Below are 14897 nucleotides of genomic sequence, written 5' to 3'. Positions count from 1 at the left end.
AAAAAAACCGGCAGCCAAGGCCGCCGGTTTTTGTGGTTGATGAACCACTACCGCTTAACGGTAGTCCTCCATCGGCACGCATGAGCAATGCAGGTTGCGGTCGCCGTACACGTTGTCGATACGGTTCACGCTCGGCCAGAACTTGTTCGCCGCCACAAACGGCAGCGGGGTAATGGCTTGTTGCACGCTGTAGGGGCGCTCCCAAGTGCCGGTAATGTCGGCCAAGGTGTGCGGGGCGTGGATTAGCGGGTTGTTATCCAACGGCCACTCGCCGCGCTCAACCTTGGCGATTTCTTCACGAATCGCCAGCATGGCGTCGGCAAAGCGATCCAGCTCAGCCTTAGACTCACTCTCGGTTGGCTCGATCATCAAGGTGCCGGGCACCGGGAAGGACATAGTCGGCGCGTGGAAGCCGTAGTCCATCAAACGCTTGGCCACGTCTTCTTCACTGATGCCACTGGCGGCTTTCAGCGGGCGCAGGTCGATGATGCACTCGTGCGCTACGCGACCATTCTGGCCGCTGTACAGCACCGGGAAGGCCGCCGACAAACGCTTGGCCAAGTAGTTGGCGTTGAGCATCGCCACTTCGGTGGCGTCTTTCAGGCGCGGGCCCATCATGGCGATGTACATCCAGCTGATCACCAAAATGCTCGCGCTGCCCCAAGGCGCGGCACTCACCGCACCGTTTTCAGGCTGCGGGCCTTCAATCTTGATCACCGGATGGTTAGCCACGAACGGTGCTAAGTGCGCTTTCACGCCGATCGGGCCCATGCCGGGACCGCCACCGCCGTGCGGAATGCAGAAGGTTTTGTGCAGGTTCATGTGCGACACATCGGCGCCGATATCGGCCGGGCGTGCCAGACCGACTTGGGCGTTGAGGTTGGCGCCGTCCATGTACACCTGACCGCCGTGCTGGTGGACGATCTCGCAGATTTCGCGGATGCCCTGCTCGTACACGCCGTGGGTCGAGGGGTAGGTAATCATCAAGCACGCCAGTTGCTCGGCGCACTCGGCGGCCTTGCGACGCAGGTCTTCGATATCGACGTTGCCTTGCTTATCGCACTCGACGATTTGCACGCGCATCGAGGCCATCTGCGCGGTGGCCGGGTTGGTGCCGTGCGCCGACGCCGGAATCAAGCACACATTACGGTGCCCTTCGCCACGGCTTTCATGGTACTTGCGGATCGCCAGCAGGCCGGCGTATTCGCCCTGCGCGCCGGAGTTAGGCTGCATGCAGATGGCATCGAAGCCGGTGATCGCGCGCAGCCAGCTGTCCAGTTCGCCGATCATTTGCGCGTAGCCTTGCGCTTGCTCTGGCGGGCAGAACGGGTGCAGGGCGCCGAACTCAGGCCAGGTCACGGGGATCATTTCCGCGGTGGCGTTGAGCTTCATGGTGCAGCTGCCCAGCGGAATCATGCTGTGGTTGAGCGCCAAGTCGCGGCCTTCCAGCGTGCGCAGGTAGCGCAGCATTTCGGTTTCGCTGTGATAGCTGTTGAACACGGGGTGCTGCAGCACAGGCTCGCTGCGTTCCAGCGCTTCTGGCAGGCCCAGCGCTACACCCTCGTCCAGCGCCGCCACATCCAGCGCATGACCAGCACCGAGGAACACGTCGAACAGCGTGGCCACGGTGGCTTCGCTACAGGTTTCGTCCAAACTCACGCCCAGCTTGTCCGCCGCCACACGCAGGTTGATGCGCGCCGCTTGCGCGCGAGCCACGATGGCCGCTTGCTGATCGGCGCTGACGCTGAAGGTCAGGGTATCGAAGAAACTGGCGTTATCCGCCTGCAGCCCTTTGCTGGCCAAACCGGCCGCCAACACGGCGGTCAGGCGATGAATGCGCTGAGCGATGCGCTTGAGGCCTTGCGGGCCGTGGTACACGGCGTAAAAACCGGCCATGTTGGCCAACAGTACCTGTGCGGTACAGATGTTGGAGTTGGCCTTCTCGCGGCGGATGTGTTGTTCGCGGGTTTGCAGCGCCATGCGCAGTGCGGTGTTGCCGCGCGCATCTTTCGACACGCCAATAATGCGACCCGGCATCGCGCGCTTGAACGCATCACGGGTGGCGAAGAACGCCGCGTGCGGGCCACCGTAACCCAGCGGCACACCAAAGCGTTGAGCGTTGCCGAACACCACGTCAGCACCCAGCTTGGCCGGTGCTTCTAGCAGCATCAGGCTGAGCATGTCGGCCGCCACGCAGGCAATCGCGCCCTGCGCGTGCAGCGCTTCGATTTGGCTCTTCAGGCCGTGCACTTCACCCCAGGTATCGGTGTACTGAATCAGCGCACCAAACACCGGCTCGTTGCCCAGTTCAGCCAACGGCGCCACGCGCACGTCAAAACCAAAGGCTTCGGCACGGGTTTGCACCACAGAAATGGTTTGCGGGTGGCAGTGATCTGCAACAAAGAACAGGTTGGACTTGCTCTTGGCCACTCGCTTGGCCAGCGCCATGGCCTCAGCAGCGGCAGTGGCTTCATCCAGCAGCGAGGCGCTGGCCAGATCGAGGCCGGTCAAGTCGATCACCACTTGCTGGAAGTTCAGCAAGGCTTCCAGACGGCCTTGGGCGATTTCTGGCTGGTACGGGGTGTACGCGGTGTACCAGCCTGGGTTTTCCATCACGTTGCGCAAAATAACTTTGGGCGTGTGGCTGGCGTAGTAACCCATGCCGATCAAGCTGGTGAACAGCTCATTATTGCCGGCGATGCTGGCCAGACGAGCCAGCGCTTCTTCCTCATTGAGTGCCGCTGGCAAATCCAATGCACGATTAAGGCGAATGCCTGCCGGCACCGTTTCATCGATCAGGGCATCACGGCTGGCCAGCCCTAGGCTTTCCAGCATGCTTTGCTGCTCGGCAGCATCGGGGCCATTGTGACGACGCAAAAACGCTTCGTGATCGATCAGCTGGTTTAAGGAAGGAAACGACATGGGTTACCTCTACAAAAGAGAAAGCCTCGAGAGACCCGAGGCTTTAGAGACAAAGCTAAATTAAGCGTTTTCGCACAGCGCGCGGTAAGCATCAGCATCCAACAGGCCATCCAGATCGGCGGCGTTGCTGGGCTGAATGCGGAAGAACCACGCTTCATAAGGCTCGCTGTTCACGCCTTCGGGCGCGTCAACCAGCGCTTCATTCACCGCCAACACGGTGCCGGCGATCGGGGCGTAGATGTCGCTGGCGGCCTTGACCGACTCAACCACACCGGCTTCTTGACCGGCGTTCAGCTCGGCGCCGACTTCCGGCAGCTCCACAAACACCACGTCGCCCAGCGCTTCTTGCGCGTGGTCGGTAATGCCCACAGTGACGCTACCGTCAGCTTCCACACGCAGCCACTCGTGGCTGTCAACGTAACGCAGTTCAGCGGGGATATTGCTCATGAGTCTGTCCTCAAAATGCCTGACGACGGCCGTCGTCAAAAATTAAATCAGCGCCTTGCCGTGGCGCACAAAGTTAGCGGTGACTACGCGAACTGGCAGCCACTTACCACGAATTTCTACCTCAGCACGCTCACCCGTCGCTGCGGGCACACGGGCCAAAGCCACCGACAAACCTAAGGTCGGCGAGAAGCTGCCGCTGGTGATTTCACCCTCACCCAGCCCAGCCACTCGCACCACTTGGTGCGCGCGCAAGACACCGCGCTCCTCCAAGACTAGACCGACCAGCTTAGGCTGATCACCCGCCGCTTGCTGCGCGGTTAAGGCGGCGCGGCCAATAAAATCACGCTCCGCAGGCTCCCACGCAATGGTCCAGCCCATGTTAGCCGCCAACGGCGAGACCTGCTCGGTCATGTCTTGGCCGTACAGGTTCATCCCGGCTTCAAGGCGCAAGGTATCGCGAGCGCCAAGGCCTGCCGGGGGAATGCCGGCACCGGCCAAATCGGTCAGCAAGCGCTGCGCATCGGCGGCCGGCAACATGATTTCTAAACCGTCTTCGCCGGTATAGCCGGTGCGCGCGATAAACCATTCGCCGTCGGGCAAGCCCTGAAACGGCTTCAGCGCACTGATCAATTCGGCGCGCGCGGGGCTGACCAACGCGGCTGTTTTAGCACGGGCGTGCGGGCCTTGAATGGCGAGCATCGCCAGCTCTGCACGCTCGCTCAGTTGCGCGTCGAAGCCCGCCAGTTGCTGCTGCATCCACGCGAGGTCTTTGTCGCGGGTGGCGGCGTTGACGACCACGCGATAGCCAAAGTCCGTCAGGTAGACGATCAGGTCATCGATCACCCCACCCTGCTCGTTGAGCATGCCGCTGTACAGCGCCTTGCCAGAGGTGGTCAGACGCGCCACATCATTGGCCAACAAGCGCTGCAAGTAAGCCTTCGCTTGGGGGCCGGTCACATCCACCACGGTCATGTGCGAGACGTCGAACACGGCGCAGTCTTTGCGCACCTGATGGTGTTCTTCAACTTGCGAGCCAAAATGCAGGGGCATGTCCCAGCCACCGAAATCGACAATTTTGGCGCCTAACGCCACATGCTGTTCGTACAGAGGGGTACGTAGACCCATAACTCACTCCTGTAGGCCGCCCAACAGCTGTGCGGTACCGGATGAAAAAAGCAAAGGCGATGGAGCTACCCCCACCGCCCATTGAATCGGCATTGTAGGCGCGCATTGTAGCCGCTACATCACGACCAAGGAATGACCCAAGCGCGACAGAAGATGACTGGCGCGGCTTAATCGCGCGCCGAACGCCGAATCAAGCCAATCACAGGCAGCAGGCCGACCAACACCAAGCTCAGCGCCGGCAGCGAGGCGCGCGCCCACTCGCCCTCGCTGGTGAGCGCGTAGATACGCACGGCGAGGGTGTCCCAGCCGAAGGGGCGCATCAATAAGGTGGCGGGCATTTCTTTTAGCACATCGACAAACACCAAGAGCCCCGCCGACAAACAGCCCGGCAATAACAGAGGCAAATACACCCGCCAAAACAGCGCCACGCCCCCCACGCCCAGGCTGCGCGAAGCCTGCGGAATACTCGGCCGAATCCGCGCCAGCGCGGCATCCAGCGGGCCATACGCCACCGCCATAAAGCGGATCAAATACGCCAGCAGCAGCGCTGCCAGACTGCCCAACAGCAACGGCTTACCCGCACCGCCGAGCCAGGTCGACAACGGGATCACCAAGGTTTTATCCAGATAACTGAAGGCAAACATGATGGCCACCGCCAGCAGCGAGCCGGGCAAGGCGTAGCCCAGATTGCCAAAAGCAACCAGCGCCCGCATTTTGCGGGTTGCGCGCCAACGCTTAGCAAACGCCAAGGTGAGCGCCGAGGCCACGGTAATCGCGGCCGCGAAGGCGCCCAGCAGCAAGGTGTTTTGCACCAAGCTGACGTAGCGCTCATCCAAATCAAAGCGGCCGCGCTGCCAAAACCACGCCAGCAGTTGCAGTAGCGGGACGACAAACGCCAGCGCGAACACCAAGCCGCACCACGCACTGGCCGCCCATGCTTGCGGGCCGCGCAACACGTACAAGGCGGCGCTGCGTTGGCGCTCACCGGCGACCCGGGTTTGCCCGCGCACGCGTTTTTCTGCAAACAACACCACCAACACGAACAGCAACAGCAGGCAGGCCAGCTGGGTCGCGGTCGACAGGCTGTAAAAGCCATACCAAGTCTTGTAGATCGCAGTGGTGAAGGTTTGGTAGTTAAACACCGACACCGCGCCGAAGTCGGCCAAGGTTTCCATCAGCGCCAGCGCCAAGCCCGCACCAATCGCCGGCCATGCCATGGGCAAGGCCACGCGCCAAAAGGCTCGCCACGGTGACAAGCCCAATACGCGTGCCGCCTCCATCAGACCGCGACCTTGCGCCATGAACGCGCCGCGCGCCAACAGATACACATAGGGGTAGAACACCAGCACCAGCACCACAATGACGCCGCCGGTCGAGCGCACTGGCGGCAGGCGCAGGCCAGCACCAAACCACGCGCGCAGGGTGCCTTGCACCGGCCCGGCAAAGTCGAATAAACCAACAAAAACAAAAGCCAGCACGTAAGCGGGGATGGCAAACGGCAGCATCAGCGCCCAGTCCAGCCAGCGCCGCCCGGGGAACTCACACAGACTGGTCAGCCACGCCAAGCTCACGCCCAGCAGCACCACGCCTGCCCCCACACCCACGGCCAACACCACGGTATTGGCCACTAACTCGGGCAGTTGGGTTTGCCACAGGTGCTGCCAAATCGAGGCATCAATCTCGCCCCAGCTCAACAGCAACACCACAATGGGCAACGCCACCAGCGCGGCAAAGCCCAGCGCCAGCGGGTACCACAACAAACGAGCAGCCGATGCAGACACGTTACGCCCCACGCAATCAATCAGGCGGCAAGCTTAAAGCAGGTTTTCGCCCAGCCCAAATAACAAAGCCGGACGAGGCGTTGACCTCGTCCGGCTTGCACGCAGGCTCAGTGCATGGCCGAGCCTGCGGTAGTGCGTCGCGGCGGCTTATTTCCAGCCAGCGCGGTCCATCAGCTTGATCGCTTCTGGCTGCAGTTGACCAGCCACTTCGACATTGATGGTGTCTGGCTTGAACGTGCCCCACGATTGCACTTCGGCAGAAGCCTCAACGCTTTCGTTGGCCGGGTATTCTTGGTTCAAGTCAGCAAACAAACGCTGGGCTTCAGGCGTGGTCATCCATTCCAGTAGCTTGATCGCCTCGGCTTTGTGCGGCGCATGCTTGGTTACGCCAGCGCCCGACAGGTTGACGTGCACGCCACGGTCAGCTTGGTTCGGCCAAAACAGCTTCACCTTCACATTGGGGTTTTGCTTGGCCAAACGGCCGTAGTAGTAAGTGTTGACCAAGCCCACGTCACACTGACCGGCGTCGATCGCCATCAACAGCGCGGTGTCATCGGCAAACACGTCGGTGGCCAAGTTGTTCACCCAGCCCTTGATCACGGCTTCGGTTTTCTCTTCGCCGAGGGTTTTGATCATGGTGGCGGTCAGCGACTGGTTGTACACCTTCTGGCTGGTACGCAGACAGACGCGGCCTTCTAGGTGCTTATCGGCCAGACCTTCGTAGGTGCTCAGCTCGCCTTCTTTGATGCGCTCTGGCGAGTAAGCCAAGGTGCGCGCACGCAGCGACAGGCCCGTCCAGCTGCCATCGGTAGCGCGATACTGAGCGGGGATATTCTTGGCGATGACCGCTGAGTTCAACGGCTCCAGCACGCCTTGCTGCGCGGCCTGCCACAGGTTGCCGGCATCCACGGTGATCAGCATGTCAGCCGGCGTGTTCTCGCCTTCCGCCTGCAAACGGGCCAGCAGCGGGGCTTCTTTATCGGCGATAAAGCTGATTTTGACCCCAGTCTTCTCGGTGTAAGCATCGAAAACCGGCTTGATCAGCTCATCAATACGCGCCGAGTACACCACCAGTTCTTCGGCGGCATTAGCGGTAAAAGTGGTCGCAGCCAGCGCGACAGCGGCAAACAAGGAACGCAGTTGCATGAGTACAGCCTCATCAGCAGTGAATATACATGCGGATGATAATGACTGTTATTTAGCTTATCAATGACTTATGTCAATTGGCCGCTACATTGGGCAGGCGTTGCTTTAACCGGCGAGCGACACACGCACACGGCCTACGGAGCGCAGCATACGGGGCATGCCGCCGGATAGGCACAACGCCGTGATGACGTTGTGCGGCCATGCCATCAGGCCTACTGGGCCATGGCCGGAATATCGCCCTCAAGCCCCAGCGCGCGGCGAATAAACAGGGCCTTGGCCTCATCCCAGCGTTCGACTTGGCGCAAACCCTCATTGCGCGCCCAGCGCACCGGCAAGGGGTCGGCTTGGAATAGACGCTGAAAACCTTCCATCGCCGCCATCATGCCCAAGTTATGCGGCATCCGTCGGCGCTCGTAACGCCCCAGCACGCGCTTACTGGCAAAGTTTTCGCCACGCCCGATCGCGTGCAACAAGGCTTCGGCCAGTGCGGCGGTATCCATAAAACCTAAGTTGACGCCCTGCCCGGCCAGCGGATGAATGGTGTGCGCGGCATCGCCGACCAAGGCCAAGCCTTCGGCCACGTAGCGCTTAGCATGGCGCTGGCGCAGCGGGATGCGATAACGCGCATCGGCATGTTCTACACGACCCAACGCCCCTTCAAAGGCGCGCTCCAATGCTTGGCAAAAGGCCTGATCATCCAGCGCTTGCAAGGCTTTGGCTTGTGCCTCATCGCACGACCAAACAATCGAGCACCAATGCTGATCACCGTCTTGCTCAAGCGGCAAAAAGGCCAACGGCCCGTTATCGGTGAAGCGCTGACGCGCCACGCGGCCGTGCGGTTCGCTGCAGCGCACACTGGTGACCAGCGCGTGGTGCAGGTAATCCCACTCGCGGGTTTCGAAGCCACCCAGATCACGAATAATCGAGCGCGCGCCATCGGCACCAATCATCAACGGCGCGCTAACCTGCGCGTGGTTATCCAGCAACAAATGCCACTGCCCGTTGAGTTGGTGGAGGGTTTCTACCTTAGTGCCGCCGAGCAAGCCGATATCGGCGTCCAACAGACACTCCAGCAGCGCGTCTTGCACCACGCGGTTTTCCACAATGTGCCCCAGCACATCGGCGTGCACACTGCCGGCGTCGAAATGCACGCTGCCGGTGCCAGAACCATCCCAGACATGCATGCGGCTGTAGGGCGCGGCGCGGCGACGCACAATGCCCTCCCACGCGCCAAGGTGCTGTAAAAAGCGCTGACTGGCGGCCGACAACGCACTCACGCGCGGCTCATAGGGCGCCTGCGGATCATGCGCCGCCACACTCATGGGAGCAGCATCAAGCAAGAGGATTTGCAGCCCGCTATCGGCCAGCGCCAAGGCCAAGCTGCTGCCGACCATGCCGGCACCTACGATGACCACATCGGCGCGATAATGCCGGCTCATACTGCCTCCTGCGCGTTACGTGCTTTGGGCTTTTGCCGCACGTAAAGAGTTTTCATGATGCGAGCGACCAGCGCACCGTCGTCATCCACCACCTGCACTTCAAGCTCCGGCAGATACTTGTCACCGTCGGCGGTGCGGGCGCGAATGTCATCCAGTAACGCTTGCTCAATCTTAAAATGGGCGTGCACACGGCCTTTGCCGGGGGCGACAAAATCGATATAGGCGGCCTTGTCCCAGACAAAGTAATCCCGCCCCAAGCACTCCATCAGCAACAGCATGTAGAAGGGATCGACCATGCTGTACAGGCTGCCACCAAAGTGGGTGCCGACGTAATTTCGGTTCAGCCGATTCAAGCCCATGCTGACGTGAGCTTGGCGAAAGTCTTGGCTGATATGGCGCACGCGCACACCGGCGCCCAAGTACGGCGGGTAAATATTCAGCCCCCAGCGTAGCCAGGTGGCGCGGCGCGCCTGCGCCTTAGCGCGTGCGGCCTCAGACATGTTTCACCCCTAATCCCATAGCCTGCCGCGCAAACCAGTGCTTGGCCAGTGGCACCACATCTAAGCCAACCAAGCCCAAACCGCGCCCCAGCGATAACAGCGGATCGTTGTTGGAGAACAAGCGCGTGACCCGATCGGAAAAGCCAATGGTCAGCCATTGATCACGACTTTGCCGCGCATGGAACGCCGTCAGCGGTGCCAGCGCTCCGAGCGCCGTCTCGCTGGCCAGTAGTTCGCCGGCCAAGGCCATGGTGTCACGCAGCGATAAGTTGAAGCCTTGCCCCGCAATCGGGTGCAGGCTGTGCGCCGCATTGCCCAAAACCACCAAGTGCGGGCGCACTTGCTCCTCGGCCTCGGTCAACGCCAACGGGTAGATATGCCGCGTGCCGATCTGCTTAATCGCGCCGAGGCGATAACCGAAGGCGTCTTGCAACTCGGCCAAGAGGCTTCGATCGTCCAGCGTGCGCAGGCGTTCGGCGTCTTCTTCGGGGCGTGTCCAGACTAACGCACAGCGGTTGTCTGCCACCGGCAACAAAGCCATCGGCCCGTTGTCGGTAAAACGCTCAAACGCTTGGCCTTGATGCGGCTGCGCCGGCGTCAGGTTGGCGATCAGCGCACTCTGCCCATACGGCGTATGGCGCACACCAATCCCCAACTGCTCGCGCAAGCCAGAACGACCACCATCGGCCAGCACCAGCAAATCAGCGTGCAACACGCTGTCGTCACCGTCTTCTTTCAAGGTCAATTGATAGCCGCTGGGCTGAGCCGTTAATGCCGTCACCTGCGCCGGGCAGCGCCACTGCACCACCTCAGTATCGAGGGCGTTGAGCAGGCAATGGCCCAACCACGCGTTTTCCACCACGTAACCCAGTGCGGGCACGTGTTCCTCTTCGGCGTTTAAGCGCGCCGCACCAAAGCGGCCACGGTCGGAGACATGAATCTGTCGAATCGGCTCGGCACGCTCGGCCATCGCGGCCCAAACGCCCAAACGCTCAAAAATCAACCGACTGCCGTAACTCAGCGCCGTCGAGCGCGCATCGTAACTGGGCTGGAACTCGCTCGTGGGGGCAAAGGCCTCCACCAGCACCAACTCCCATTGCCGCTCGCGGGCGTAGCCTTGCAGCGCCAGCGCCAAACTGGCGCCAACCATGCCGCCACCGACAATCACCAAGCGCTGGGTCGACTGCATTGCTGCCTCACTCATGGCTTAAGCCGCACTACGGGCTGCGCGCGCTGCCGCCATCAGCTGTTCGATCGCGTCGGCATCGGTGGGCACCGCCGAAGTCAGCACGCTGTAGCCGTCTTTGGTCACCAAGACATCGTCTTCAATGCGCACGCCAATGCCACGCCAGCGCTTATCCACCGCCATGTTATCGGGGGCGATATAGATGCCGGGTTCGACCGTTAGCACCATGCCGGGCTCAAGCACCCGCCAAGCGCCGCCGAGTTTGTAGTCGCCAACATCGTGCACATCCATGCCCAGCCAGTGACCGGCGCGGTGCATGTAGAAGGGTTTGTAGGCCTCAGACTCAATCAGCTCGGCCACATTGCCGCTCAACAGGCCCAGCTCGACCAAGCCGGCGGTGATGACCTGCACGGTAGCCTCGTGCGGGTCATTCCAATGATTATTCGGCGCAATCACCGCAAAGGCGGCGTGTTGAGCTTTAAGCACCAAGTCATAAATCGCCCGCTGCTCCGGACTAAAACGGCCGTTAACCGGAAAAGTACGGGTGATATCGCTGGCGTAGCAGTCCATCTCGCAGCCGGCATCAATCAGCAGCAGATCGCCGTCTTTGAGCGGCTGATCATTTTCGGTGTAGTGCAAGATGCAGGCGTTCTTACCGCCGGCGACGATCGAGCTGTAAGCCGCGTGCTTGGCACCACTCTTGCGGAACAGGTACTCCAGCTCCGCCTCGATCTGATATTCGTTAAGCCCCGGCTCACACACTTGCATGGCCAACACATGGGCTTGCGCCGACACCGTGGCGGCATGCTGCATGACTTTGACTTCGGCCGCGCTTTTGTACAGACGCATATCGTGCAGCAGATGATCCAGCGCCACAAACTCGTTCGGCGGCTGCGCCCCTTGGCGGGCTTTGGCGCGAATACTGTTGATCCAGTCCATCAGGCGCTTATCAAATTCCGCGTTCATGCCGAGGGTTTGATAGACGCGCTCACGGCCTTCAATCAGCCCCGGCAGAATGTCGTCGATATCGGCGATCGGGAAAGCATCATCGGCACCGTATTCGCTAATCGCTCCCTCTTGCCCCGCGCGCAGACCATCCCACAACTCACGCTCGACATCGCGCTCGCGGCAGAACAGCACAAACTCGCCATGCTCACGTCCGGGAATCAGCGCCAGCACCGCCTCCGGCTCAGGGAAGCCAGTCAGGTATTGAAAGTCGCTGTCTTGGCGGTAGCGATGCTCAACATCGCGATTACGGATATACACCGGCGCGGCCGGCAAAATGGCGATGCTGTTGGGTTCCATCTGCGCCATCAACGCCTTGCGGCGGCGGGCATACTCGCTACGGGGGATACGGCTCATAAACGCCTCGACCAGCGGTTAATGCAGGGTATTTTTGGCGCTATCACTTTGCGCCTGACGCAAGCTGCGACGCGCCTCGCTAAACAACAGTAGCGGCGCCACACGCAGGTACTCTTGTACCTCCATGTAATCGCCTTCGGCCTCGTCGCTGTCATTGGCTTCGCCAGCGATTTGCGCGATGGCCGCCAGATCCGTCAGCACTTCTTGGGCATCTTCGCTCAAGCTCAGGCTCGCGCCAGCTAAGCCAAAGCCTGCCAAAAAGCCCTGGCACCACTGCCCTAAGGCGCGGCTACGCTCCACCAACGGCATGTCATCGCCCGGCAGCAAAACCACCACCGCCATCTCGCCATCGCCCAGCTCTTTGGCTGACATAGCGCGCAAACCTTTGAGCGCCATACCCAAGGCTTCGGGCCACACGCCTTGCGGCTGCGTGAGCAGCTCCGCCGCCGCGCCAAGCCAGGTAGCGTCGTCCAACTCAACGCCGGCGCACAGATAGCCCAGCAGATGACCGTGTAATTCGGCCGGTGAAACATGCGGCGTAACCTGACCCAACAGGTCAGCCAAAGCAGAATAAGGAGCAGCAGACATGACAGCGTTCAACACAAGCAATAAATGAGACCGCTATCCTAGCACCGGCACGCCGCACGCGGTGCCACCAATTTATCGAGTGCGCGACGCTATGCAGCGAGTTTGACCCCTGCACCGCCGCCCACCTATAGTTGCCAGATACGCCCTTAGCCGTTGGAAACTCCATGGAAAACGTGGACTTGCAGGCCCTACACGACAAGCTAGATAACGTGCTGAAACAGCTCGATTATCTGCGCCGGCACAACCACGCCTTGCTCGCCAGCGAGCAAGCGTGGCGTGAAGAACGCGCACAACTGATTGAGAAAAATGAACTGGCCAAGCACAAGGTCGAATCCATGATCCAGCATCTCAAATCCCTGGAGCAGGACGGATGAAACCCAGCAACGACAACGTCACCCTGCATATTCTCGATAAAGAATACACAGTGGCCTGCCCTGAAAATGAACGCGACAACCTGCAACGCGCCGGTCAATACCTCGACGCGCGCATGCGGCAAATTCGCGGCACTGGCAAAGTCATTGGCGCCGACCGCATCGCCGTGATGGCCGCCCTCAACATCAGCCACGAACTGCTTCTAGAGCGCGCGCAGCTTGAGCTAGAGAACCAAGGCCGGCAAAAACAGCTGTCACTCATGCTGGATAAATTAGAAACCGCATTGGCCCGTCACGACGATTGAATCTGACCGGCATGGCTTTTATCGGTATAATTGCCCCACGCTCCCTGGCATGTGCGCCAGTCGGTGATGTCCCTGAGCCGATACGCACAACCTCGGAGGTTGGCAGCAGAGCCGGTGTGCATGTCCGCATGACGGAAAGCCTTAAGGTTCGCTCCAACCGCCACCTTGAACTTTCGGGTTCAAGGGCTAACCCGACAGCGGCATCTCGGGGAGTTTTCCTTCCTCTATGACCACCCAGCCTACCCGCGCGCAGCTACGCAAAGCCCTACGCCAACAGCGCCGCGACCTGTCATCACTGCAGCAACGTCAAGCCGCCCGCGCACTCAAACAACGCCTGAGCACTCACCCGTGGCTGCGCCGCGCGCAACATGTCGCCCTGTATTTAGCCAACGACGGCGAAATCGACCCCGCGCCACTGCTGCAGTGGCTGCAACGTCACGGCAAGCAGGTGTACCTGCCGGTGCTTAAGCGCTGGCCGCTGACCGCCATGCAGTTTCAGCGCTATGGCGAGCGCAGCCACTGGCAGAAAAATCGTTTCGGCATTGCGCAGCCACGGTTTCAACTGCGCCAGCAGCGGCGTATTGAGTGCTTAGATGTAGTCCTGCTGCCGCTTGTCGGCTTTGATGCACAAGGCAACCGCCTAGGCATGGGCGGCGGCTTTTATGACCGCGCTCTGCATCGACTGCAACAGCGTCACCACTGGCAAGGCCCTAAACTGATTGGCCTTGCCCACGCCTGCCAACAAGTACCGACACTACCGAGCGCTAGCTGGGATATCCCACTGCACGCCATTGCCAGCGATCAGGCATGGCATTACGTCAAGAGCCATTAAGCACTAGGCAGAAAGTCGTGTGAGTAGCTTGAAGAGGTACGAGACAAGAAGGTGAAGCATGGCGCGTCCCTGCGCCCAGTTTGGCCCTTGCGACCAAACCGCTAATTACTTGGCCTGAAGCGAAATCACGGGTGTGCTGACTTCGGCTTGTTCAGGCTGCCACTGGCTTTGGGTATAGCCGGTAGTGACAATGCCCAGCCCCAAAATTAAGGCTAGAACCCACAATAAATCTGGTTTGCGCTGCATATATCCCCCAACGACCTTGCCTTCTTATTGTTATAAAAAGCGGACACAGGCTAAAGCGATTTCTTGACGCCAACTTTGCGGCACATCCCATTTTCGGCGTCAAGGCTTCGGCGGGCGCTATTATTTGATGTTTTAAACTGTCCTACAAGTGCAAAACACCCCGAGGCCCCATGAATTACTGGCTGATGAAGTCTGAACCGGATGAATTTTCCTTTGCTGATCTGCAGCGCGCGGCACAACCCTGTCGCTGGGATGGCGTGCGCAATTATCAAGCGCGCAATTTTCTGCGCAGCATGCAGTCGGGGGATTTATTTCTGTTTTATCACTCCAGCTGCGCCGAGCCAGGTATCGCGGGTGTCGGTAAAATCGTCCACGAAGCCTACCCAGACCCAACCGCGCTCGACCCACAAAGCCCTTACTTCAGCGCCAAAGCCAGCAACGAGAAGAACCCATGGTGTGCCGTTGACGTCAGCGCGGCGCACAGCATTGCGCGCCTCATTCCATTGACCGAGCTGCGCCAACTCAACGGACTAGAGGCACTGGCACTGGTACAAAAAGGCTCGCGCCTCTCGGTGATGCCCGTCACCGCAGAGCAGTGGCACATCATCGCGGCCTTGTTTTAACGCCATCCGACAGACACGTTTAAT

Annotated in this window: 15 protein-coding genes and 1 other RNA gene; 5 read left to right on the top strand and 11 right to left on the bottom strand. The window is 60.4% G+C overall.

What is annotated here, in order from left to right; genetic code table 11:
* Positions 1-54: 54 nt before the first annotated feature.
* The 10 genes from gcvP to MKI83_RS03205 all read right to left on the bottom strand — a co-directional run bounded on the left by gcvP (position 55) and on the right by MKI83_RS03205 (position 12496).
* Positions 55-2922: an aminomethyl-transferring glycine dehydrogenase gene (gene gcvP, locus MKI83_RS03250; RefSeq protein WP_241583346.1), complete on the bottom strand. Its 2868-nt coding sequence runs from the start codon at positions 2920-2922 to the stop codon at positions 55-57.
* A 60-nt stretch (positions 2923-2982) separates the two neighbouring features.
* Positions 2983-3369 carry a glycine cleavage system protein GcvH gene (gene gcvH, locus MKI83_RS03245; RefSeq protein ID WP_241583344.1) on the bottom strand — a complete coding sequence of 129 codons (387 nt, stop codon included), beginning with the start codon at positions 3367-3369 and terminating at the stop codon, positions 2983-2985.
* Positions 3370-3411: 42 nt separating this feature from the next.
* Complete coding sequence (gcvT, locus tag MKI83_RS03240) at positions 3412-4494, bottom strand: glycine cleavage system aminomethyltransferase GcvT (RefSeq protein WP_241583342.1); 1083 nt, start codon at positions 4492-4494, stop codon at positions 3412-3414.
* A gap of 167 nt (positions 4495-4661) precedes the next feature.
* Positions 4662-6275, bottom strand: a complete 1614-nt coding sequence (locus MKI83_RS03235; protein ID WP_241583341.1) for an ABC transporter permease — start codon at positions 6273-6275, stop codon at positions 4662-4664.
* Positions 6276-6422: 147 nt separating this feature from the next.
* Positions 6423-7421, bottom strand: coding sequence for an extracellular solute-binding protein (locus MKI83_RS03230; protein WP_241583340.1), 999 nt, complete (start codon positions 7419-7421; stop codon positions 6423-6425).
* 212 nt (positions 7422-7633) lie between these two features.
* Positions 7634-8815 carry a 2-octaprenyl-3-methyl-6-methoxy-1,4-benzoquinol hydroxylase gene (locus tag MKI83_RS03225; RefSeq protein ID WP_370867347.1) on the bottom strand — a complete coding sequence of 394 codons (1182 nt, stop codon included), beginning with the start codon at positions 8813-8815 and terminating at the stop codon, positions 7634-7636.
* Positions 8816-8856: 41 nt separating this feature from the next.
* A complete protein-coding gene (locus MKI83_RS03220) occupies positions 8857-9360 on the bottom strand; it encodes a DUF4442 domain-containing protein (protein WP_241583338.1) in 504 nt (167 codons plus the stop codon).
* The gene (gene ubiH, locus MKI83_RS03215; RefSeq protein WP_241583337.1) at positions 9353-10564 is read right to left on the bottom strand and encodes a 2-octaprenyl-6-methoxyphenyl hydroxylase; all 1212 of its coding nucleotides are present in this window, start codon (positions 10562-10564) and stop codon (positions 9353-9355) included. The genes MKI83_RS03220 and ubiH overlap by 8 nt, the downstream gene beginning before the upstream one ends.
* Positions 10565-10567: 3 nt before the next feature.
* Entirely contained in the window at positions 10568-11908 is a 1341-nt protein-coding gene (pepP, locus tag MKI83_RS03210; protein WP_241583336.1) for a Xaa-Pro aminopeptidase, read from the bottom strand.
* Between the two features lie 18 nt (positions 11909-11926).
* The gene (locus MKI83_RS03205) at positions 11927-12496 is read right to left on the bottom strand and encodes a UPF0149 family protein (RefSeq protein WP_241583335.1); all 570 of its coding nucleotides are present in this window, start codon (positions 12494-12496) and stop codon (positions 11927-11929) included.
* Positions 12497-12660: 164 nt separating this feature from the next.
* Between MKI83_RS03205 and MKI83_RS03200 the strand changes: the two genes are divergently transcribed.
* The 4 genes from MKI83_RS03200 (at position 12661) to MKI83_RS03185 (ending at position 14004) form a co-directional block, all read left to right on the top strand.
* Entirely contained in the window at positions 12661-12870 is a 210-nt protein-coding gene (locus MKI83_RS03200) for a TIGR02449 family protein (RefSeq protein WP_241583333.1), read from the top strand.
* Positions 12867-13172, top strand: coding sequence for a cell division protein ZapA (locus MKI83_RS03195; RefSeq protein ID WP_241583332.1), 306 nt, complete (start codon positions 12867-12869; stop codon positions 13170-13172). Before MKI83_RS03200 ends, MKI83_RS03195 begins: the two co-directional genes overlap by 4 nt.
* 38 nt (positions 13173-13210) lie before the next feature.
* Positions 13211-13388, top strand: a non-coding RNA gene (gene ssrS / locus MKI83_RS03190) — 6S RNA.
* A gap of 10 nt (positions 13389-13398) precedes the next feature.
* A complete protein-coding gene (locus MKI83_RS03185) occupies positions 13399-14004 on the top strand; it encodes a 5-formyltetrahydrofolate cyclo-ligase (protein WP_241583331.1) in 606 nt (201 codons plus the stop codon).
* 105 nt (positions 14005-14109) lie between these two features.
* On the opposite strand, the gene MKI83_RS03180 is transcribed toward MKI83_RS03185, so the two are convergent.
* Positions 14110-14250 carry a hypothetical protein gene (locus tag MKI83_RS03180; RefSeq protein ID WP_241583330.1) on the bottom strand — a complete coding sequence of 47 codons (141 nt, stop codon included), beginning with the start codon at positions 14248-14250 and terminating at the stop codon, positions 14110-14112.
* 170 nt (positions 14251-14420) lie between these two features.
* Between MKI83_RS03180 and MKI83_RS03175 the strand changes: the two genes are divergently transcribed.
* The gene (locus tag MKI83_RS03175) at positions 14421-14873 is read left to right on the top strand and encodes an EVE domain-containing protein (protein WP_241583329.1); all 453 of its coding nucleotides are present in this window, start codon (positions 14421-14423) and stop codon (positions 14871-14873) included.
* The last annotated feature ends 24 nt before the right edge of the window (positions 14874-14897 follow it).

It is taken from the genome of Atopomonas sediminilitoris, from assembly GCF_022601735.1.
Classification (GTDB): Bacteria; Pseudomonadota; Gammaproteobacteria; order Pseudomonadales; family Pseudomonadaceae; genus Atopomonas; species Atopomonas sediminilitoris.
The sequence above is the reverse complement of the archived record's forward strand: the minus strand, read 5'-3'. Positions and strand labels throughout refer to the sequence as shown.